Annotated in this window: 20 protein-coding genes and 1 riboswitch; of the genes, 6 read left to right on the top strand and 14 right to left on the bottom strand. The window is 29.3% G+C overall.

Annotated features, from left to right (window positions below; translation table 11 throughout):
- Positions 1-50 precede the first annotated feature (50 nt).
- From P2G10_RS11895 to P2G10_RS11880, 4 genes are read right to left on the bottom strand one after another with little or no spacing between them, the layout of a single operon-like run.
- A complete protein-coding gene (locus tag P2G10_RS11895) occupies positions 51-1,163 on the bottom strand; it encodes an efflux RND transporter periplasmic adaptor subunit (RefSeq protein WP_218772608.1) in 1,113 nt (370 codons plus the stop codon).
- A 35-nt stretch (positions 1,164-1,198) separates the two neighbouring features.
- Positions 1,199-2,419 (bottom strand): ABC transporter permease, encoded by a 1,221-nt coding sequence (locus P2G10_RS11890; RefSeq protein ID WP_275316801.1) that lies wholly within the window; start codon positions 2,417-2,419, stop codon positions 1,199-1,201.
- A 2-nt stretch (positions 2,420-2,421) separates the two neighbouring features.
- Complete coding sequence (locus P2G10_RS11885; protein ID WP_275316799.1) at positions 2,422-3,651, bottom strand: ABC transporter permease; 1,230 nt, start codon at positions 3,649-3,651, stop codon at positions 2,422-2,424.
- A gap of 2 nt (positions 3,652-3,653) precedes the next feature.
- A complete protein-coding gene (locus P2G10_RS11880) occupies positions 3,654-4,343 on the bottom strand; it encodes an ABC transporter ATP-binding protein (RefSeq protein WP_218772611.1) in 690 nt (229 codons plus the stop codon).
- A gap of 161 nt (positions 4,344-4,504) precedes the next feature.
- On the opposite strand from P2G10_RS11880, the gene P2G10_RS11875 reads away from it, so the two are divergent.
- Complete coding sequence (locus P2G10_RS11875) at positions 4,505-4,918, top strand: thiol-disulfide oxidoreductase DCC family protein (RefSeq protein ID WP_275316798.1); 414 nt, start codon at positions 4,505-4,507, stop codon at positions 4,916-4,918.
- 76 nt (positions 4,919-4,994) lie between these two features.
- Here P2G10_RS11875 and P2G10_RS11870 read toward each other — a convergent pair whose 3' ends face one another.
- Positions 4,995-6,863, bottom strand: coding sequence for a TonB-dependent receptor plug domain-containing protein (locus P2G10_RS11870; RefSeq protein ID WP_275316797.1), 1,869 nt, complete (start codon positions 6,861-6,863; stop codon positions 4,995-4,997).
- Between the two features lie 94 nt (positions 6,864-6,957).
- A riboswitch (cobalamin riboswitch) is annotated at positions 6,958-7,155 on the bottom strand.
- A gap of 56 nt (positions 7,156-7,211) precedes the next feature.
- Between P2G10_RS11870 and P2G10_RS11865 the strand changes: the two genes are divergently transcribed.
- Positions 7,212-8,321, top strand: a complete 1,110-nt coding sequence (locus tag P2G10_RS11865) for an ABC transporter substrate-binding protein (RefSeq protein ID WP_275316796.1) — start codon at positions 7,212-7,214, stop codon at positions 8,319-8,321.
- A gap of 109 nt (positions 8,322-8,430) precedes the next feature.
- Positions 8,431-9,162 (top strand): DUF2971 domain-containing protein, encoded by a 732-nt coding sequence (locus P2G10_RS11860; protein WP_218772615.1) that lies wholly within the window; start codon positions 8,431-8,433, stop codon positions 9,160-9,162.
- A gap of 135 nt (positions 9,163-9,297) precedes the next feature.
- Here P2G10_RS11860 and P2G10_RS11855 read toward each other — a convergent pair whose 3' ends face one another.
- From P2G10_RS11855 to P2G10_RS11825, 7 genes are all read right to left on the bottom strand, one after another.
- The gene (locus tag P2G10_RS11855) at positions 9,298-9,906 is read right to left on the bottom strand and encodes an alpha-ketoglutarate-dependent dioxygenase AlkB family protein (protein WP_275316795.1); all 609 of its coding nucleotides are present in this window, start codon (positions 9,904-9,906) and stop codon (positions 9,298-9,300) included.
- A 61-nt stretch (positions 9,907-9,967) separates the two neighbouring features.
- Positions 9,968-11,146: a hypothetical protein gene (locus tag P2G10_RS11850; protein ID WP_275316794.1), complete on the bottom strand. Its 1,179-nt coding sequence runs from the start codon at positions 11,144-11,146 to the stop codon at positions 9,968-9,970.
- A 60-nt stretch (positions 11,147-11,206) separates the two neighbouring features.
- Complete coding sequence (locus P2G10_RS11845) at positions 11,207-13,657, bottom strand: M1 family metallopeptidase (protein WP_275316793.1); 2,451 nt, start codon at positions 13,655-13,657, stop codon at positions 11,207-11,209.
- Positions 13,658-13,775: 118 nt separating this feature from the next.
- Positions 13,776-14,372, bottom strand: coding sequence for a DUF4252 domain-containing protein (locus P2G10_RS11840; protein WP_275316792.1), 597 nt, complete (start codon positions 14,370-14,372; stop codon positions 13,776-13,778).
- Between the two features lie 76 nt (positions 14,373-14,448).
- Positions 14,449-14,979 carry a DUF4252 domain-containing protein gene (locus P2G10_RS11835; protein WP_218772620.1) on the bottom strand — a complete coding sequence of 177 codons (531 nt, stop codon included), beginning with the start codon at positions 14,977-14,979 and terminating at the stop codon, positions 14,449-14,451.
- 44 nt (positions 14,980-15,023) lie between these two features.
- Positions 15,024-15,494, bottom strand: coding sequence for a hypothetical protein (locus P2G10_RS11830; protein ID WP_275316790.1), 471 nt, complete (start codon positions 15,492-15,494; stop codon positions 15,024-15,026).
- Positions 15,481-15,990, bottom strand: a complete 510-nt coding sequence (locus P2G10_RS11825) for an RNA polymerase sigma factor (protein ID WP_218772622.1) — start codon at positions 15,988-15,990, stop codon at positions 15,481-15,483. The genes P2G10_RS11830 and P2G10_RS11825 overlap by 14 nt, the downstream gene beginning before the upstream one ends.
- A 159-nt stretch (positions 15,991-16,149) precedes the next feature.
- On the opposite strand from P2G10_RS11825, the gene P2G10_RS11820 reads away from it, so the two are divergent.
- Positions 16,150-17,604, top strand: a complete 1,455-nt coding sequence (locus P2G10_RS11820; RefSeq protein WP_275316788.1) for a S41 family peptidase — start codon at positions 16,150-16,152, stop codon at positions 17,602-17,604.
- Positions 17,605-17,710: 106 nt separating this feature from the next.
- Here P2G10_RS11820 and P2G10_RS11815 read toward each other — a convergent pair whose 3' ends face one another.
- Both P2G10_RS11815 and P2G10_RS11810 read right to left on the bottom strand, forming a co-directional pair.
- On the bottom strand, positions 17,711-18,604 hold the full coding sequence (locus tag P2G10_RS11815; protein WP_275316787.1) for a DUF72 domain-containing protein: 894 nt from the start codon (positions 18,602-18,604) through the stop codon (positions 17,711-17,713).
- A gap of 3 nt (positions 18,605-18,607) precedes the next feature.
- Positions 18,608-19,561, bottom strand: a complete 954-nt coding sequence (locus P2G10_RS11810; protein WP_275316786.1) for a patatin-like phospholipase family protein — start codon at positions 19,559-19,561, stop codon at positions 18,608-18,610.
- A 326-nt stretch (positions 19,562-19,887) separates the two neighbouring features.
- Here P2G10_RS11810 and P2G10_RS11805 point away from each other — a divergent pair, with 326 nt between their 5' ends.
- Together P2G10_RS11805 and P2G10_RS11800 are read left to right on the top strand one after the other, a co-directional pair.
- Positions 19,888-20,178 carry a hypothetical protein gene (locus P2G10_RS11805; protein WP_218772626.1) on the top strand — a complete coding sequence of 97 codons (291 nt, stop codon included), beginning with the start codon at positions 19,888-19,890 and terminating at the stop codon, positions 20,176-20,178.
- 75 nt (positions 20,179-20,253) lie between these two features.
- Positions 20,254-21,069: a GLPGLI family protein gene (locus tag P2G10_RS11800; RefSeq protein ID WP_218772627.1), complete on the top strand. Its 816-nt coding sequence runs from the start codon at positions 20,254-20,256 to the stop codon at positions 21,067-21,069.
- Positions 21,070-21,080: the final 11 nt, after the last annotated feature.

Below are 21,080 nucleotides of genomic sequence, written 5' to 3'. Positions count from 1 at the left end.
TAAAAAAAGCAACTCAAATGAGTTGCTTTTTTTATAGGAAGTAACTACTATTAATTCTTTCCGTTTTTAGATTCTTCTTTAGAAACTTTATTCCATATTTTAATTTCATCGGTTGCTGTAACTCCCTCTAAAACTTCAACATTTACTCCGTCAGACAATCCTAATTTAACATCTTTCTTTTCATATTCTTGATCACCAGTTTTAATTTCAATATATGGCTTTTCAGTTTTTCTGTCGAATTGTAATAATGCTTCTTTAATAGATAAAACACTATCTCTTCTAGCTAAAACAATTTCGGCATTTGCACTATAACCTGCTCTAATAAAGTGAGAATCATCTAAAGTTACATCTGCTTTAATTTTAAATTGAACTGCTCCTCCTTCATCTGTTCCTTTTGGAGCGATAAAGTTTAATACTGCTGGGAATTTTTTATCTTCAATAGCACCTAAAGCTACTTCAATTTTTGTTCCTTTTACTAATTTACCAACTTCTGATTCATCAACCTGACCTTCAAAAATCATTTTAGTCATATCTGCAATACGAGCAATCGTAGTACCGGCGTTAAAATCGTTTGTTTGTGTTACTTGATATCCTTTTTTAACAGGAATCTCTACAATCATACCATCAGTAGTAGCTCTAATACTTGTGTTTGCTGCACTTCCTAAACCTGATGTGGTACCTTTTTTAATGATATCCATATCTGATTGTGCATTTGCTAAGTTTTGCTTTGAATTGTTAAAACTTAATTCAGAGTTTTCAAATTGTTGACGAGATATTACTCCCTTATTAAAAAGACTCTTATCTCTATCAAACTGATTTTTAGCATTATTAAATGACAATTTTGCATTTTTAACAATACCATTTGCTCTGTTTAAAGAAGCAACGTTTGGCACTACTCTTACAGTTGCAATTAAATCTCCTGACTTAACAATTGCACCTTCTATAACGGCTATTTTATCAATAATTCCTGCAATTTGAGGTTTTATTTCAACCTCTTCTAAAGGAACTACTTTACCTGTAGCAACACTCTTTTTAACAATTGTAGCTTTAAAAGCTTTTTCTGTTTTATACTCTATTGGTGAAGCGCTATTCTTCTTTCCAAACCATATTAACACTAGTACTAATGCTAACGCAATTCCGCCAAAGATGATTACTTTTTTCATTTTTATCTATTTATATTCTTGTTAATTGATTTTTTTTATTCTTCTCTTAATGCTTCAATTGGCTGTATAACTGTAGCCATGTATGCTGGTATAAATCCTATAAATGTACCTAGTATTATTAAAACTGCATATGCAATTAATACGATTGGTATGTTTACTGTTGGATTTGTTAAAATATCTGCTTTATCAATTAGCATTAAAATTAAACCACCTGCAATGATACCTAATGATCCTGCTAATAATGTTAAGAAAATTGATTCTAATATAATTTGCTGACGAATCATAATAGGTGTTGCACCTAATGCTCTTCGAATACCAATTTCTTTTGTACGTTCCTTAACTGTAATTAATAAAATATTACCAATCGCAAATACTCCTGCAATTAATGTTGCAATACCAACGAACCAAGTTAAAAACTGCATTCCTGTTAAAAAACCTGTTACTTTGGCTATTTCTTTTCCTAAATTAAAGCCGTTAAAAGCACGGCTATCATCAGGGTGAATTTTGTGAATACTTTTTAATAACCCTTTAACATCTGTTTCTACTTGTTCGATATCAAAACCTTCTTTACCGGTTATCATCATCCATTGAAACTTGTTACCCGAATTGTAAACCAAGCGGAAAGTGCTAAACGGAATATGTACAGTGTTACCTCTTCCTCCTATTCTACCTGGCTTGTATACGCCAATAACTTTATAACCAATATTGTTTACTTTTAAATAAGTACCTAAAACCTCTTCATTTTTATCGAATAACTGCTCGTAAACATCGTCGCTAATTACACAAACTTTTTTATTTTCGTTAATATCATTCTGATTGATAAAACGACCTTCAATTAAGTTTTTCTTTTGAACTTTATCTAATAACGGGTAATCTCCGAAAATAGTTAGGTTTGCTGTTTTTATTCCGTTTACTACCAAACCTCCGGTAGCATTTCTTGGCACAACAAATTCTATACCTTTAACTTCGGTTTTAATTTTTTCAACATCGCTTGTTGTTAATTGTATTTGCCTACCTTCCTGAAAACCTTTAAAAGCTTTTGATGTTCTACCACCAGCCATAAAAACACTGTTGGTTGCAAAATCACCAAACATACTATTAAAACCATTTTCAATTCCTTTGGCAGCACCTAACAATCCTACAAGAAGTAGAATTCCCCAAAAGGCTCCAAAAATTGTAATTGCAGTTCTGGTTTTATTTTTACGAATACTTTCGTAAATTTCTTGCCATACATCTTTATCAAATAGAAATTTCATAATTAATCTGCTCTTAAGGCTACTATTGGTTTAATTTGTGCTGCTTTTTTTGCTGGTAAATAACCTGCAATCACTCCTGCTAATATCAATGTTATGGTAGCTCCCACTACAACTGGTTTCGATACCCCTGGATTTAGAATAAAATATTGTTCTAAACTTGGTCCGGTAATTTCTAAAATACCTACTCCTATTACCAATCCTAAATATCCTGCCAAAGCGGTTATTAAAATAGCTTCTAACATAATCATTGTTATAATAGAACTTGGTTTTGCTCCTATGGCTTTTCTAATTCCTAGTTCTTTAGTACGTTCTTTTACAACGTATACCATAATGTTACTTATACCTACAACACCAGCAATTAGAGTTCCTAAACCAATTATTAAAATTAAAATACCTAAACCAACCATCATACTAGACACCTCTTTGTTATCTGATGCGTAATTGTTGACTCTAATTCCTCTTTGATCGTTTGGATCTATTTCGTGTTTTTTCTTTAATTCACGAAGCATTTTGTTTCCGAACGCGATAGCCTCATCAATACTTAATTTTGGGTTGTACGTTAATCCGAAGTCGCCAATATGATCGTTATTACCATAAATTTGCTGCATAGTAGTAAATGGTGTGTAAATATAACGCTCATCACTATCGCCTCCTGGATCAGAAAAAACACCGATAACTTTATACATTATTCCGCCAATATTTAATTGCTTACCAAAAGCACTTAATTGACCGAATAAATCTTTTTCAACCATACGACCGATAACAATTACTTTCGATCTTTCGTTTAAATCTCTAAAGTTTAAAAAACGTCCTTCTGTTATTTCGGCTGATTCTAATATGTCATATTGCGGATATACACCTCTAATGGTATAATTGTCTTCTTCCGTTTTATAAACAACTTTTGAGCTTCTTTGTATACGCGGACTAATCATTTGAATTTTATCAGAATACTCTTCCTTTAAAAAATCAAAATCATCATTTTTAAATTGAATTCTTCGTCCAACCTGGTGTCCTTTATATGCTTTAGTTGTGCTGTTTGAACTGATGTAAATTGAATTAATTGCATCTGAAGCAAACTGTTCTTTAAAAGTGTTTTGAAGTCCGTTACCAATACCAAAAAGTAAGGTAAATAGTAAAATTGCAAAGGCAACCGTAAAACCCGATAATATAGATCGTAGTTTATTTTTGCTGATGCTTTGAAAAATTTCTCTCCAAGTATCTATATCAAACATAATTAAATTGCTTTTGCTTTGGTGTATTCATCACTTATAATCACACCGTCTTTTAAACGTACAATTCTATTAGTTTGTTCTGCAACTTCCTCTTCGTGTGTAATTACAAAAACAGTCATTCCTTCATCATTAATTTCTTGTAATAAACCCATTACAGAATCTGTTGTAGATGAATCTAATGCTCCTGTTGGTTCATCGGCTAAAACCACCTTTGGTTTTGTAGCTAAAGCTCTTGCAATAGCAACACGTTGTTTCTGACCTCCCGAAAGCTCGTTTGGTAAATGGTGTGCCCAATCTTTTAAACCTACTTTTTCTAGGTAACTTAATGCAATTTCTAAACGTTCTTTTCTAGCAACTCCTTTATAATATAAAGGTAAAGCAACGTTTTCTAATGCTGTTTTGTATGATATTAAGTTAAATGATTGAAAAATGAATCCTAAGAACTTATTACGTAAGATTGCTGCTTTTTTCTCATTTAAATTTTCAATTAATTCTCCGTTTAAATAATACTTACCTTCATCGTGTGTATCTAATAAACCTACAATGTTTAATAAGGTTGATTTTCCTGATCCAGAAGAACCCATAATCGAAACAAATTCACCTTCTTTTATGTGTAAATCTAATCCTTTTAAAACATGAAGTGAGTCTTTACCTATTGGATAGGATTTGTGTAGGTTTTCTATTCGAATCATTGCTTGGTTAATTTTATAAAAATCTAAATTAAATACTGATAATTAGCTTATTACTAATTTTATGTTAAATCACTATTTACTTTCTTACAAGACGCCTAATTTTGAATTATGTTACAAAATATTACATTATTTTTAAATTTAATTATAATAAATACACGTAAATGATTGATTTACCAAAGGATAAGGAGATAATTTTATTTGACGGAGTTTGTAATTTTTGCAATAATACAGTTCTATGGATTATTCGTTTTGATAAAAAAAACAAATTTGTATTTGCTTCTTTACAATCTGATATTGGAAAAAAAATAACAAATCATTTGGGTATAGATACTTTAAAAATTGATGCTATTATTTTATATGCACCAAATATTTCTTATGAGATTAAATCTACTGCTGCTCTAAAAATTATGAATAAGTTTGGTGGTTTTTGGAAACTTACACAAGTTTTCTTCTTTATACCTGAAGGTATACGAAATATCGTCTATGATTTTATCGCTAAAAACAGGTATAATTGGTTTGGTAAAAAAGATGCATGTATGATTCCCTCTAAAAATATCCGTGACAAATTCTTATAAAAAAAATCCTACCAATTAAGGTAGGATTTTTTCTTCTTTTTCTTTTCACTATTTACTATGCAATTCTCCCTCTTTATTAAAACTTAACTTTTAATCCTAAATTATAATTTCTTCCTCTAGCTGTATATGCACTTACATCTTGAAAATTATCATTTAATAAATTTGTTACACTTCCGAAGAAAGTTACTTTATCTTTTAATACTTTATGGTTTATAAAAAAATCAACTACACTATATGAATCTAAAAGACCACCAAAAGTTTCTCTTTCTCCGGTGAATCTGTATGTTGCATTCACAAAAGTTTTCGAAGCCAATTGATAATTAATATTTGCTCCAAATTTTTGTTTTGGTAAATTAATAACACTTACACCACCATCAATATTAGTATAAGTATAATCTGCCGAAAATGATAATTGTTTTAAAGGATTGTAAGTTATACCTGCTTCAATACCTTTTAAGTTAAAAGTACCTATATTGTTTAAGTATTTACCAGCATTCCAAACTACTTTATCTGTTTCTTCTCTATAAAAATATGTTGCATTTAAAGTTACATTATCTAAAACATCAAACTCAAAACCTCCTTCTATCGTAAAATCTTTTTCAGGTGTTAACTCATCAACGCTATCTGCTTTATTAAATATTTCAGTTAATGTTGGTGTTATAAATGCTGTACCGTAAGAAGCGAAAAGTTTTAATTTTTTATCTTCTAAGACTTTTAAATTATAAGATGGGTTTACATTATAAACAAAATGGTTTCCATACTCATTATGAATATTCATACGAACACCTCCATTTATATTAAATCCAAAATCAGAATTATAGTTTAACGATACGTAAGGATCATAAAAACTTTGTTTTGCAGTTCCTTTTTCAATAACGCCATCTTGTAACATGTCTTGATATTGTCCTGTAATACCTGTTAAAAAAGAAAACTGATTAGAAACTCTGTAATTATTAAATACATCAAATCCTTTTACTTCTCCTTGGTAAATACTACCTCCAAAAGAATTCGATTCTCTGTCTATTTCTGTATAAAAACCTCTCGCTTTTAACTCTCCTTTCGCATAACTAAAATCAGTTGTGAATACAGCTCTGTTCTGTTTACTTTCAGAAAATAAATCAGCATCTTCAGCTGGATAAGAAGAATCAAACTCATTATTAAACTTATTAAAGCTTCCTTGAATACCAACTTTAACTTTATTATTAATTTCATATCCTATCTTTAATAAAGCATTTTGTCGGTAGAACTTATCTTCTTTATTAGCCGTGCTATTTAAGCTTTCTATTGCTGATAAACCAGATGAACTATTTGAATTTAAACCTAATAAATAAGTTACCTTATCTATTTTTCCTTTAAAGTTAAAATTAGCTTGTAACTCGTCTCCTGCAATTTTTGTGTGTTCTGCAGATCTATTACTACCTAATGAAGTTGTAAAAGTTCCTTCAAATTCTTTTTGTGAACCTTTCTTTAAAATAATATTAATTACACCCGCAGCAGCTCCCGAACCATATAACACTGAAGAAGCTCCTTTTAAAACCTCTATAGATTCTATTTGATTTAAATCTAATTGTCTTAAATCAAAATCTCCTGCAATAGATGAAGGATCATTTACGTTAATACCATCAATTAACACAGCTGTTTGCTTGTTTCTACCACCTCTAATATAAACTCCTAAATTTTGACCTCTATTACTCTGAGCACCATTAATTTCAATACCAGGAATTTCATTTAATAATTGTGTTAATGATTTTCCTTGTCTCTCTTCAATCTCTTTTGAAGTTAGTTTGTAAACTATTTTTCCAATGTTCTTTTTATTCATCTTAGTTTTAGTTGCTGTTACTACAACTTCATCTAAGTTTTCAGTTTTTTCTTGCTCTTGAGCAATAATTTTTGTGCTTGCAAATAAAGATGCAATAGCACCAACAATTAGTAATTGTTTGTTCATTTTTAATGATTTAATTTTTACAATTAATCAGGTAAATTTCTTGTACGGTACAGAATAGTAATAAGTACAGTAACCTTTATCCCGAAAGTTTTTACTTTTTTTTTTGATTTTGGCAGGTCTCCTGACTTGCGTCTTGTAACTTACCTTCCCATTTTAAAAAAAACAGTGGTAAAAGTGATAGTTACAAGCTTTATAGCTTACAGTTGCGGGAACAGTTTTGGATTTTAACCAAATTCCCTTTTAATTTCTTAAAGAAGATTTCTTAAAGAAAACCAAATTCGCGGCAAATGTAGTTTAAAAATTGGTATTACAAAATAGTTTTGTATCCTTGTTGCAAAAATAAAAGCCATGAAAATTACTCTTTTAAGAAAATCACTTTTTATCGTTGTATGTATTTTAATAACACAATGTAAATCAAAAGAAAAAGAACAAGTAATAGAGAGTAAAAGTATTATATCACATGCTTTAGGTTTCGATTTGGTTAAAGAAAATAATCAAACCACATTGATTATTAAAACTCCGTATCCAAAATCTAAAGAAACATTTACCTATCGTTTAGGTAATGATAATGCTGATATAAAAACTCCAATAAATGAAATAGTCGTTACTTCAACTACTCACATTCCTATATTAGAATTATTAAACAAAGAAAAAACCTTAATCGGTTTTCCACATACCAAATATGTTTCTTCAGAAAAAACAAGAGTTTTAATTGATAGTGGCTACGTAAGAGAATTAGGTAAAGAACAATCTTTAAACACCGAAATTTTAATAGATATTAAACCTGATTTAGTTGTTGGTTTTTCGATGGGAAAAACAAATAAAACATTAAATACCATAAAAAATGCAGGAATCCCAGTTATTATAAACGGTGATTGGCTGGAAGAAACACCGCTTGGTAGAGCAGAATGGATTAAAGTTTTTGGAGCTTTATATAACGAAAATAAAAAAGCTGATAGTATTTTTAATACTATAAAAAAGAATTATTTAGAAGCTATAGAAATTGCCAAAAAAGCAACGAACAAACCAACAGTACTTTCTGGCGCTATTATGAGCAAGGATATTTGGAATTTACCTGCCGGGGAAAGTTTTGTTGCTAAATATTTAAATGATGCTAATCTTAACTATTTATGGAAACATACCAAAGGAAAAGGGAGTTTATCATTAAGTTTCGAATCTATTTTAGATAAAGGTAAAAATGCTGATTTTTGGATTGCCCCAGGTTATTTCACTTCTAAAGAGCAAATGTTAAACAGCAATAAACACTACGCCGAATTCAAGGCTTTTAAAAATGACCATATTTATTCTCCTGCTTTGAAAAAAGGAAAAACAGGTGGTGTTTTATACTTTGAACTAGCTCCCACCCGACCTGATTTAGTTTTAAAAGATGTTATAAAAATTTCTCACCCGGAACTATTACCTGACTATAAATTAACCTTTTTCGAAAAAATGAAATAAGGTTGGTTTGGTTCTTAATTCGATTAATGTTATAATAATTTAAAAATAAAAACATCAATAAAATTGTGCTTAATTACTACCATTGAGTATCTAATATTCCTAAATTATTATGAGAAAAATAAATTCATATCCTATCAGTTCTAAAAAAAATATTGAAAAAATAAGAGATTTAAAAGGAATTCCCGAAAGTGTATTTAAATATTTCAACTTAGAAAAACACAATTTTGACAGCCTAAGAGAAAAATATCTATATTTCTCTAAATACTCTAATTTCAATGACCCTTTTGATTGTAGTTTAGATTTAATTACTTTTTCAAAAAAAAATGGACGATATAAACCACAGCAAGTAAAAAACTTTCAAGAGACAAAAACTAAAATTGAAGAACTTGGAATTTGCTGCTTTTCTAGAACAAACAAATCAATATTAATGTGGTCACATTATGCAGACAATCATAAAGGGTTCTGTATCGAGTTTGAAACAAATAAAAGATTACTCGGTATAAACCCCTTAGATATAAACTACACTGATAAATTCAATAAATCACAATATTTAAAACAGCCTAAAGATTCCTTATACCATCTAATTTACACAAAAGCTAGTAATTGGAAATATGAACAAGAACTTAGAAGTTTTGATTATAATTTATTCAACGAAGAATCACGAAAAATAAAATTTATAGATACAGATATTAAAGCAATTTATTTTGGTGTAAAAACTGAAAAAAGTAATATTGAATTAATCAGAAAAATTATTATTGAAAACTACAGTAATAATATTAGTTTTTTCCAAGGAAAAAAATCTAATTCAAGTTTTGAAATAAATTGGATTGAATTAAACTAACCACAACAATGCATAAACTCAATTTGAGCTGAGTTTCCTAACGAACTTGTAAATTTTCTATTTTACTTCCGTCATAACACGAAAAATCTTCGATATCCCAAAAAACTAAAGCTTATACAAACCGTTAATGAAAACCTATTTCTCAATAGTTCGAAAAGTTAAATTAATTCGAGGTCGGTGTATTTTTTTTGTTGGTGGTAAACGGTGTAACCAATGCGTTTGTGTTTCATCTTTCATTACCAATAAAGAACCATGTTCTAACACTTTATAAACCGTTTCTTTGGTTTCTTTATGTTTAAATCCAAACTTGCGCTCTGCGCCTAAACTTAAAGAAGCAATAGCGCCTTGTTCTTTTAAATCCTTTTCACAATCACTATGCCAAGCCATTCCTTCAGATCCGTCGTGGTATAAATTGAGCAAACAAGAATTGTAAGTTTCGTTTGTTTCTTTTTCTACTAATTCCTTTAACTCTAACAATTCTTTTGTAAAAAGTAATGCTGTTTTTGTGCTGTTAGAATAAGAGTATTCGAAAGGTTTTTCTGCATACCAAGCTACTTTTCTTTTGGTAAAAATTTGCTTCCCGAATATAATAGCTTCATCATTTTTCCATTCTATGCAATCTAATAGCCTATTATAATAAGCTTCCGCTTTTATGCTAGATAAAACTAGTCCGTAGTAATTTACAGTCCCGTCTTTGGGAAGTAAGTTTTCAGGCAAATCATTAAATTGTGAGAATAAATCCATCGATTATAAAAATAAAAAACTCCCGCTTAAAACAGGAGTTTTCATAGTGTTTATTTAAAATTTAATTTCTAAACTTATGACGCGTAATAATATGCTTTAACCTCTCCTTTAAATCCGTTCCTGTATCGTATACCATTTGTTCATTTGAAGGAAAATTGACCGACTTTAACTTTGTTAAATTAAAAAACGATTTATCTAAAGCTCTTCTATCACCATCATAATTAGCATAACTATGCTCAAAAATAAATTCGCTTTCAATAGGAAAGCTTTCTATTAATTGATCAGTAGAATTATTATAAAACTTAACAACCCCGATTACTTTGCTGCTCTTAGATTGCGTAAAACGGTATAATTTACATCTAATATTTTTAAAATTATCAACCTTAATTTTATTACCTAAACTATCTTTAACGTAAACACCTTTAGTGTTTTTTAAATACTTAAAACCATCTTTTAGTTGTTTCTCTTTTATAATTTCTTTTTCATGAATTTGTTCAGGAGAGATATCAATTCTTCTAAAATTAAGTTCTAAATCAAAATCGTAGTTAATTTGTTTGTTTTTTCTAGAATGATAAACCGTCCATAAATCATCTAAACCATAAGTATCCATTGCCAATAAATCATTTTCTAATCTTCTTGGTATTATTTGATTGGTTTCATTACTTACTGATAAAAAAACATAATCGGTTCCTTTAACATGAGCTTCTTCTATTAATTTTCTGGTGTTTTTATAATTCGAATTAATCTTATCTAAGTGCTGTAATTCATTAAAAGCGCTTCTATAATTCATTTTGTTACGACGACCTTCTTTTAAGAATGCTACTCCGTTTTTATATAAAAAATCAGAATAATTTTCTTTAGACTGAATAATATTATTGTCGTAATTCGTTAATTTAAAACGTGTTTTTTTTAAAGGCAATAAAGGTTTTATCTTTTCTTGTCTGTTATTTAAACGATTATATAAATCATAAATAGTTTTTAAGTTTTCAGCGTTGTTTTCCTTCTTTAAAAAGGCAATTTTAGATAGATCTCTATCACTTGCTTTTTTAAAAGCATTTTGTAACATTACAACATAAGGCTGGTTTTTTTCTTTAAACTTATCTTTAGCCAAGTTTTTAATAGATAATGCTATTGCTTTATCGTAATCTCCTGAATTAATTGCTTTTTCAGTTGTTTTAATGCTACTACAAGAAATTGCAACAAAAGCTATAAAGATTAACTGTAAGGTAATTTTTTTCATGTATTTCAGTTTGTTTAGAGTAGGCAATTATAATGCCAATATATTTATTTTTTTATCTATTTACTCTAATAATTTTGCCATTGCTAATTTAACAATTTCAATGTTGTTATTTTTGTTTGGTTGGTTTTCTGTCTTTTGTTTTTGCACTACTTGACGTAACAAATTTATACCTACTTTATCGAAATTGTATTGTTTGTACTGAATTCCTTTCGAAACAATATCATCCGTTAAGTTTTTAATAGCAGCTGTATTATTACTTTTTGCTATTTTTTCATAAGCCTTTTTATACAAGGTTTGTATTTTTTTATTTTGACTTAAATACATACCTGACATTACATTGCTTGCTATAAAAGTTAATTCATCATCATCATTTTCTTCTAAATAAATACGTGTTAAAGGCGTTGCAATAATCTTTTTAACCGCATCAGGTAAAGTTTTAGATTTTGCAATAGCCAACGTTTTATCTACATAATACATTCCTACTAACGACTTTCCTAAAACAGCATACGACTTACTTGTTAAACCTTTCTCAAAAACAGCTTTTAACTCAGGATCTGTTAATTTACCTAAGGTTTCTATCGCTGCTGCTTGTACAAGTGTTTTAGAATCGTTGTTTGCTATTTGCTTTATTGTTTCTATCTCTCTTCTTTTAGAATTCTTGTTTACCAAATTAATGTTTTCTAACGCTAATATTCTAACTTTATAAAACTCATCATTCATTGCATTGGTAATCGCATCAAAAGCTTTGGTATCATCTTGCTGTCTTTTTGCAACCTCTATCAAAGCTTCTTTTTTATGCATATAACTGTCTGCATATTTTAATTGATGAATATAATCACTCAATATTTTATTTTCATTTACATCGCATAACAAAACTGCATTCGCATTTACCTGAATTAAATCTGGCTGCTTTGTAAACGGAAAAGTAAAAGAAGCTTCTTTGCTTTCTACAAAAACAGTGTGCCTTGTTCGTTTACTACCTTCAAAGACATCTATCGCAAAAGGGAATTTAAACTCGTTCTCTTGATTCTGAATAATATTTACAGTAACCGTTTTTCTTAATTTATTAAAATCATAAGATATTTCTAACTGCGGATGCCCATTATTAAAATACCATTGATTAAAAAACCAATTTAAATCTTTTCCACTAACTTTTTCGAAAGCCAATCGTAATTGATGTGCTTCTCCTGTACCGTATTTATTTGTCTTTAAATAATTGTTTAAACCTGCATAAAAAGCTTCATTACCTAAATAATTTCGCAACATATGTAAAATTGCGCCACCTTTGTTATAACTAACCGCATCAAACATATCTTCTTTGTCTTGGTAGTTAAAACGCACTAAATGTTTATCAAAATTTTGACCGTTTTTATAGGCTTCAGTATCTTCTAGTAAATGAGCATCTGCATCATTTTTTCCATATTTATATTCACGCCATAAATATTCGCTGTAATTTGCAAAACTTTCATTCACGGTAAGATTACTCCAACTCTCTGCGGTTACTAAATCGCCAAACCAATGATGAAAAGCTTCGTGAGCAATTGTATTTTCTTGTATGTTTTCATCAATTAATTGCCCTGGCATTTGGTAGGCATTTTCTCCGTGAATAACAGCGGTAGTATTTTCCATAGCGCCACTTACATAATCACGCCCAACAATTTGCGCATATTTATTCCAAGGATATTCGATACCAGTAATTTTAGAGAAAAAAGCTAACATTTCTGGTGTTTTACCAAAAATTTCCTTCGCATAAGGAGCGTATTCTTTTTCTACATAATAATCTACCGGAATATTTTTATACGTATCCTTAACAATCTCATACTCTCCTACTCCCATAAAAAATAGATACGGTGCATGTTTTTTTGTGAAATTCCAATAATCGGTTCTTGTTCCGTTTGTATTAGTTATTTGACTTTCTAACTTACCATTAGAAAGTGTTACATACTTATTAGGAACAGTAATATAGATTTCTTGTGATGTTTTCTGATTTGGTGCATCTATTGTTGGAAACCAACAACTACTTGCTTCGGTTTCACCTTGTGTCCAAATTTGTGTTGGTTTGTTTTTATCCAAACCAGTTGGATTTATAAAATACAATCCTTTGGCTGATGTAATCGCTGCACTCCCTTTTTGTTGTACTTTCTCTGGACGAGCTGTATATTTTATATAAATGGTAAATTCTTCATTTCGTTTATATATGCGAGGTAAATCGATTATCAACTTATAATTATCGTAATTATAGTCTAACACTTTAGCATTCATTGTTATTTTATGAATAACCATTGCTTTAGCATCTAACGTTAATTTACCTGTTTCATAAAAATGAGGTTTTACTGTTAGCCATGTTTCCCCATTCAGTTGTTTTTCTTTAAAGTTAAAATCAACCTTTAATTTTGTGTGAATTAAATCGTGAATTTTATCTTTTTCTCCTCGATACGTATTCTCTACTTGCGCAAAAAAGGATACCGTAAAAAGTGCAACTATTAGTGTAAGGGTTTTTTGAAACTTCATAAATACTTTCGTTTGAGCATCAAAAATAAGCAAATCTATTGGGAGGCTTGTTAATGAGTCGTTAAAAAGAAAAAGCCATCAATAAATTGATGGCTTTTAGTTATTTTATACTAGTTTTTTAGTTAGAAGCTTCTACTGTATCTTCTTCAGTAACTTGCTTTTTATTTTTCATTGGTATTGTATTTCCTAACAGCGCTTTAAACTTACTTAAATCTAAATCACCACCATCTACTTTTGCTTTCTGCATCATCTGCATAATCTTACCTGGATTCATATTGTCACCTAAAATACGTGCAATACCTACTCCCATTTCTTTACCATAACCAAAGGCAATAATTTCATCTACAGCATCAGTTTCACCTGAATAATAGATTGTAGCATGCATACCATCTTTTTTAAAGTTGATTAATTTTTTATAATCAGATCCTTTTAAAATCTCTTTTAACTTATCTTTTTCCTCTTCATAAGTTGCTTCATCAGCATCTTTATAAGGTAAACCCGTTAAGTTTACTTTGCGAATGCTTTCGAATGCTTTTTTATCTTCTTCCGATGCTTTATCCATACTTAACTGTAGTATGCTCGCAGGAACATCTAAAGTTATAAATCCTTTTTTATCTTGACTGTCTACTAAATAACTTTGCAATGAAGCTTCTTTTTTACATGAAACCGTTACAAATGAGATTGCTAGTAATGAATATATAAATAGTTTTTTCATTGTATTTTTTATTTTTGAATTGGTTTAAAAAATAGGGTTAAAAAATTTATTTCTTAACCCTATATTAAAGAAAGTATTACTTGCTACTAACTTTTACTTTTACATTATTATCTTTCGAAAATGTTTCTGCTAGTTTCGACATTTTATTAATATCGATAGTTCCTGTTAAAGAAACAATAACCGATTCTACTCCACCTTTTTTAGATCCTTTATCTTTTACGAACATTAAAACTTCACTAACAAAATCTTTGTTTTTTGTTGTTCTAACGTAAATTTTAACTCTAGAATCCTTGTCTTTGATACGCATTAATTCGGTTAAATTACTTTTACTTACGGCAGATTTTACCATGCTTTCCATTTGCGAAGCAACACTTGTATTTTCTGTAGTAAATATTTTTAACTCATTTAATTCTTTTACTATATTAAAAACTTCAACAGCTTCATTATCTTCTGAACCTACATTAAATTTCGATAGCATTTCAAAAGCGTCTTTGTTTACAACTACTGATGAAACGTCGTCTATATCTTCTAACTTATCAAATATTGATTGTCCGAAACTTAAGTTTGCCGTGAATACGAATGCGAATATTATAATTATTTTTTTCATGATTGTCTTAATTTATAAAGTACTTGGTTTTACTTTTTTTGTTATTAATTTACTTTGCTTATTACTTTGTTTACTGTTTTTTCGTAGGTGTTTAAGTATTGTAAAGCATCAGTTCCTTTGTTTAAGTTGTTTGAAACCGCATATAATGCGTCGTTTCCTTTGTTTAAATTGATTGAAAGCAGTTGCAACGCTTCTGTTACTTGCGCAAACTTTTTTCTTTGCTGATGTTCTTGGTACTTTTCATTACCTATAAATACACTAAATAGTAAGACTACTGACGCTGCTACCGATAACCATTTCCAGTTCTTCTTAGGTTTCTCAGGTTTTAACTGAATGGTTTTGGTAAACGTTTCGTCTTTACTTTCTTTAAAATAACCAAACAACATACTGTACTCTTGCAAATGCGGCGCCACGTTAGGCGACGTAAAATACTCTTGAAGTATTTGCTCTTCTTGCAAAGTAGTTTCTGCGTTAAGGTATTTTTCTACTAATTTATCTATGTTAGCTAACTCCATAGTTGTGTTTTTTTATTAATTCTTCTCTAATTGTCTTTCTTGCTCTTGATAAGGCTACTCTAACAGCAGTTGGTTTCATATCTACCATTTTACATATCTCATCAAAATCATATTGTTCTACATCTCTTAATTGAATAATTGTTTTTTGTTGTTCTGGTAATTTATCAATCAATTTGTGTACTAAACTTACACTGTCATTATATTCTACTTTTTTATCTAAAGACGTTTCTTTTTCTTTATAATTACTATGAACCAATGTTAAATTACTTGCCTGCTTTGATTTTAAACGATCATAACAATAATTTTTTGTCATCGTCATTGCAAATGCTTCTACATTTTTATAGCCCGACAGTTTTTCTTTGTTCCTCCATAATTTAAAAACCAGTTCTTGTGTAGCATCTTCAGCTTCTTCGGTAGAAACTAAAAGTCTTTTTGCCAAACGAAAGACCTTGTCTTTAAATGGTAGTACAACTTTTAAAAAGTCTGATTGATTCATGGTTTAGTTGGTTAGTTTTGTAAACTTAGTATTAAAACACCGTCTTAACTATCAGGTTTACATAACTACGACGAGGTAGTTATAAGTTTGTTACATCAAAATCTAAAAAAATAATATTAATCATTAAATTGCGTTGATATTAAAGCTAATATATTCCTTATGAAAATACTTAAAGCCTCTCTTATTGTTTTTTTACTACTATCAATAGTTTCTTGTAGTGAAAAAGATGACACGCCTACCGACGTTCAAATTCAAAATTTTGTTTGGAAAGGATTAAACGCTTATTATTTATGGCAAAGTGATGTTGCTGATTTATTAGACAGGCGTTTTAATAACGACCAAGAATTATATAGTTATTTATCTGAAGCAGGAAGTCCTGAGAATTTATTTAACAATTTATTGTTTTTACCTAATGAGTATCCAAAAGATCCAAACAGAACTTATTCTTGGATTGTTGATGATTACATTGCTTTAGAAGAATCTTTTGAAGGTACGCGTCAAACAACAGGAATGAAAGTTAGAGGAGCTGATTTTGCAGATGGTTCTAATAATTATTATGTGTATGTATACGATGTGGTAAAAAATTCTGATGCAGAAACGAAAGGTGTTGTTAGAGGAATGTTAATTACCGAAGTAAACGGAACCTCTTTAACAAGAGCTAATGTAAATTCGCTTTTTAGCACTAATTCTTTTACGGTGGGATTGGCCGATTACAATGCAGGGAACCCTGTTAGTAACGGAACAACGATTACATTAACCAGATCAATAATAACTGAAAGCCCAATTAAAGAAGCAAAAGTAATTGTTGATGGTGGCAATACTATTGGTTATTTAATGTACAACCAATTTTCTAGTGATTTTGATGGTGAATTAAATGCTGAATTTGCAAAGTTTAAATCGCCACTTATTACCGATTTAGTAATCGATTTACGATACAACGGTGGTGGTTCTGTGCAAACAGCTGTATATTTAGGAAGCATGGTTACTGGTCAGTTTAAAGACCAATTATATGCTAAAGAAGTATGGAATAGCAAAGTGTTAGCTGCAATAAACCCTGAGTTTTTAATTAATAACTTTACAGATAAAATTTTAAATAAAGATAGTAATGGTAATGTTGTTTTAAACGAGACTATTAACAGTTTAAATTTAAACACCATCTATTTTATTGTATCAGAAAATACTGCTTCGGCATCAGAACTAATTATAAATGCACTTTCTCCTTATATTGATGTAAAATTAATAGGAGCGCAAACTTATGGGAAACATGTAGGTTCTATTACTTTATACGATTCTGACGACTTTAGAAGAAATGGCCCTAATTTTAAAACAAATCATACGTATGCAATGCAACCAATTGTTTTAGAAATTCAGAATGTAGATGGCGAAAATAAGCCTGATGGATTTACTCCCGAAGTGCTTATGGAAGAAGATCCTGGTAATTTGGGTGTAATTGGTGATTCTACGGAACCTTTATTAGAAAGAGCTATTCAATATATTACCACAGGTGCTAAAGGAGTTTCTTTACCTAAAAAAATAAATACCAACTATAGTCCACAGTGGAATTCTAACATGAAATACAGTGATTATAACAATATGTATATCGATTTAAAGTAAATCAATTTTGTCAACCTGAACTTGTTTCAGGTTATGATCATAACATATAGTATTATAAATTTTTAAATAATTGAAAAATCCAGCTTTTAAAGCTGGATTTTTCACTTTACAACAAGCTCATTTGTTGTTGTATATTTTCATTCGGAACTTTTAAATCTGTTCCTAACTCTTGGTTTAATTTTTTAATAAAATAAGCAGCCAACAAAGGTGATTCCTCTTCTATATTCTGATGAATAAAAAAGTGTATGTTTTTTAATCCTAAATCGCTCCATTCTTTTAAGCGATGCACCCAAGCATCTAAACGTTCATAATCCGACGGATGATTTGCTCCTACAAATCGTATAAAAGCTTCGTTATTTGTTAAACTCATATGCAACATATCGCGCCTACCCGATGTGTCAACTAATATGTTTGCTATGTTGTTTTCTTGTAGTAATTGAGTAAATTCATCAAAAACAGTAGAGTTTGAAAACCATTCTTCATGCCTAACTTCTATCGCTAACGGAATTCCTTTTGGCCAACTAATTACAAAATTTTTAAGTGTATTAAAGTTTTCTGGTCCAAAATCAGCATGCATTTGTAAAAAAATAGTTCCTAACCTATCTTGTAAATGTGCTGAATTATCTAAAAACAAATTTACAAAATCTTGAGTGCCTTGTAAGCGTTTAAAATGACTAATGTCTTGTGTTAATTTCGGAAAAAACTTAAATCCCTTAGGTGTTTTTAATTTCCATTTTTCAAACTGTTCTGCTGAAAAAAGGCGATAAAATGTTGCATTTAATTCGATTGAGTTAAACTGTTTCGAATAATATGCTAATTCATCTTTTGTTCTCTTCGGATAAAACCCTTTTAAGTCGGCTTTATTCCATTTTGCACAACCAACATATATGTTTTGCTTTTGGTTAGTAGCTACAAATTTTAAAACATCTTTTGTTTTTATGTTGGTAATTGGCAACGTATAATCTATTAACCCAGGATTATTTACTTTTCCGAATTGCATAAATTATTCGTTTTCTAAACCTTCTTCTATTTCTTTATTTGCGATCATTTCTGGTCTAAATTGGCTCATTTTTTCATCATCTAATCTTTTTGCATATAGATATCCCGATGTCCACCATTTTTTCATTTTTTCTTTATCAAAAACCAATGAATTCGTTGTTAAAACGATTGGTGTATAATATAAATTAAGCTTTACATCATGATGTTTTGCTGATAATTTACCAATAGTAATATTATGACGTTCTACATTTTCGAGCATAAAATCAAAAACATCTAACATTAACGTAAATGGGTTTTTAGCAGGTAATCTATTAATCTGAGTAACCTCCGTTTCTAAAATAATAGCATCTATTTCTTTAGCTCCTCGCAAAATTGCTTCTCTAATTGGTACTAAACTACCAAAACCTCCATCTGCATATTGACAACTGTTTTTTTCTAGTAAACTCATAAAAGGCACATAATTACACGAACCCCAAATCCAATCACAAAAATCATCGTAACTGCACTCAGAAATAGCTTTATATTCTATTTGATTTGCTGTTAAATTAGAAACCGTTACAACAACTTCTTTGTTGTTTTTTAGAATTTCGTCATACATTTCGCGTGTAACATTTTTCTTTATAAGTTTTCGCAAATTTTTACTCTCTCCAAAAGTTTTTCTGCCGTTTAAAAAATTCCAAAAAGTATTTATGTGGCGAATAGAAATAACTTTTTCTCCATGAACTTTTGTTATTTTAAAAGGGCTGTTACTAAAAATAGAATTCTGATTTACATTGGTATATAATTCTTTTAAAGCGTCTAGTTTTTTTAAAGCTAAGTGAGAAACCATTAAACTTCCTGTAGAGGTTCCTAAAAACAAATCATAATCATTTTTCTTTTCTTTCATCAAAAACTCAACTACACCGCCTGCAAATGCTCCTTTGCTTCCACCTCCAGAAATTACCAATGCTTTTTTCATATAATTGATTTGATTTTATCTATTTTTAGTTTTGTAAAAATAGATAATATTATTCAGTAGAAGATATTTATAAAAAATAACATTTTATTTTGCTTTTTGAGTTTTTTTTTTTTTTAGATTTGAAAACTTTTAAATAGAATCTGATCAATTCTGACTTAAAAATTGCCGGTAGAAAAAGAATGTATATATAAATTGCGACCATTCTTTTTTAAATTATTCTAGATACACTTATACTTTAGAAAAACGTTTTTCTAAAGTATAAATATTGTTTTAAATGCAATAAATGTTGCATATAAATTTATTAACTAATTTAAAAAACACAAATAATGAAAAAAATAATATTTACTTTAGCTTTTATGCTAGTTAGCTCTATAACTTTTGCTAACAATTCTGTAAAAAAAGAAGAAATTAAAACTGTTAAGGTTGAGTTAATGAATAACAAACAAGCAGACATGTGGATGTCTACTTGTACTAGAACTGTTACTAATAGTGATACAGGTGAATCTTACACAGTTAGCGGTCTTGGTTTTGGTAGTTCACGAGCATCAGCTAGAGCTAATTGTCATTCTAATTCACTAAAAGTAGCTAATGATTTAGTAAGCGAATTAGGGAATTAATAATTAAAAAAATGTTAGGGAGGTATAAGGTTATTTAAAACCTAACCTCCTTTTTTTTATAAAACTAAAATTATTATGATAAAAAAAATATTTGCATTATGTCTTATTATAGTTGGTATTAATTCTATCTATTCACAACAAGATTCTATAAGTGTATATCAAATACAATACGAAAGAACATTGAATCTAGATCATCTATACAATCCTTTAGTAGCTACTTATGAATATACCAAATTTATTGAATATAATAAATCAATTTACAAGAAAAAAAGTAATGTTAAAAAATCAAATTCCTCTTTAGTAAAAGAAAAAGATAATGATTCTCCTATATTTTTTAATTTATCAGGCAAGAATGTTGGTACCGTTTTTAAAAATTATGGTAAAAATGAATTTTTCTACAAGCACCAGATAATAAATAAACCCTTTGTTGTTAAAGACAGTTTAACTATTTTTAATTGGGCTATTAAGAATAAAAAGAAAGAAATTTTAGGTTTTAGTTGTCAATTGGCTTCTATGGATTTTAGAGGAAGAAAATACGAAGCTTGGTTTAGCACAGAACTTCCTGTTGGAGGCCCTTGGAAATATGATGGTTTACCTGGTATGATTTTGGAGCTTAAATCTACCGATAATTTTATAGCCTTTAAAACTATTAGTATTAAAAATAATAAAATTAAGTTAGGCGCATTAAAGAATCCTTTTAAAACAAAAAAAACACTTACTTGGGATCAATTTAAGGCGTTATATAAGAAAAAAGCTCTCGAACTTTTCACCTACCAAACAGACAAACATCATCTAGGTACAGAAAGCTCTAGGGGTGGTATTGAAATGTACATAAGTGAAGATGATAGAGAATATAATAAAGCTTTAAAAGCACATCAAAAGAAACAATAAATTACTTATTA

The sequence above is a fragment of the Tenacibaculum bernardetii genome (assembly GCF_029125915.1).
Taxonomy (GTDB): Bacteria; Bacteroidota; Bacteroidia; order Flavobacteriales; family Flavobacteriaceae; genus Polaribacter; species Polaribacter bernardetii.
This window is presented reverse-complemented; position numbering and strand designations above follow the sequence as displayed.

Excerpts from the sequence above, each read along its gene's own strand:
- P2G10_RS11825 (WP_218772622.1), bottom strand. The coding sequence starts at position 15,990 with ATGAATCAATCAGACTTTTTAAAAGTTGTACTACCATTTAAAGACAAG.
- P2G10_RS11805 (WP_218772626.1), top strand. The coding sequence starts at position 19,888 with ATGAAAAAAATAATATTTACTTTAGCTTTTATGCTAGTTAGCTCTATA.
- P2G10_RS11880 (WP_218772611.1), bottom strand. The coding sequence starts at position 4,343 with ATGATTCGAATAGAAAACCTACACAAATCCTATCCAATAGGTAAAGAC.
- P2G10_RS11875 (WP_275316798.1), top strand. The coding sequence starts at position 4,505 with ATGATTGATTTACCAAAGGATAAGGAGATAATTTTATTTGACGGAGTT.
- P2G10_RS11870 (WP_275316797.1), bottom strand. The coding sequence starts at position 6,863 with ATGAACAAACAATTACTAATTGTTGGTGCTATTGCATCTTTATTTGCA.
- P2G10_RS11810 (WP_275316786.1), bottom strand. The coding sequence starts at position 19,561 with ATGAAAAAAGCATTGGTAATTTCTGGAGGTGGAAGCAAAGGAGCATTT.
- P2G10_RS11800 (WP_218772627.1), top strand. The coding sequence starts at position 20,254 with ATGATAAAAAAAATATTTGCATTATGTCTTATTATAGTTGGTATTAAT.
- P2G10_RS11850 (WP_275316794.1), bottom strand. The coding sequence starts at position 11,146 with ATGAAAAAAATTACCTTACAGTTAATCTTTATAGCTTTTGTTGCAATT.
- P2G10_RS11860 (WP_218772615.1), top strand. The coding sequence starts at position 8,431 with ATGAGAAAAATAAATTCATATCCTATCAGTTCTAAAAAAAATATTGAA.
- P2G10_RS11885 (WP_275316799.1), bottom strand. The coding sequence starts at position 3,651 with ATGTTTGATATAGATACTTGGAGAGAAATTTTTCAAAGCATCAGCAAA.
- P2G10_RS11835 (WP_218772620.1), bottom strand. The coding sequence starts at position 14,979 with ATGAAAAAAATAATTATAATATTCGCATTCGTATTCACGGCAAACTTA.
- P2G10_RS11840 (WP_275316792.1), bottom strand. The coding sequence starts at position 14,372 with ATGAAAAAACTATTTATATATTCATTACTAGCAATCTCATTTGTAACG.
- P2G10_RS11830 (WP_275316790.1), bottom strand. The coding sequence starts at position 15,494 with ATGGAGTTAGCTAACATAGATAAATTAGTAGAAAAATACCTTAACGCA.
- P2G10_RS11815 (WP_275316787.1), bottom strand. The coding sequence starts at position 18,604 with ATGCAATTCGGAAAAGTAAATAATCCTGGGTTAATAGATTATACGTTG.
- P2G10_RS11890 (WP_275316801.1), bottom strand. The coding sequence starts at position 2,419 with ATGAAATTTCTATTTGATAAAGATGTATGGCAAGAAATTTACGAAAGT.
- P2G10_RS11845 (WP_275316793.1), bottom strand. The coding sequence starts at position 13,657 with ATGAAGTTTCAAAAAACCCTTACACTAATAGTTGCACTTTTTACGGTA.
- P2G10_RS11820 (WP_275316788.1), top strand. The coding sequence starts at position 16,150 with ATGAAAATACTTAAAGCCTCTCTTATTGTTTTTTTACTACTATCAATA.
- P2G10_RS11855 (WP_275316795.1), bottom strand. The coding sequence starts at position 9,906 with ATGGATTTATTCTCACAATTTAATGATTTGCCTGAAAACTTACTTCCC.
- P2G10_RS11895 (WP_218772608.1), bottom strand. The coding sequence starts at position 1,163 with ATGAAAAAAGTAATCATCTTTGGCGGAATTGCGTTAGCATTAGTACTA.
- P2G10_RS11865 (WP_275316796.1), top strand. The coding sequence starts at position 7,212 with ATGAAAATTACTCTTTTAAGAAAATCACTTTTTATCGTTGTATGTATT.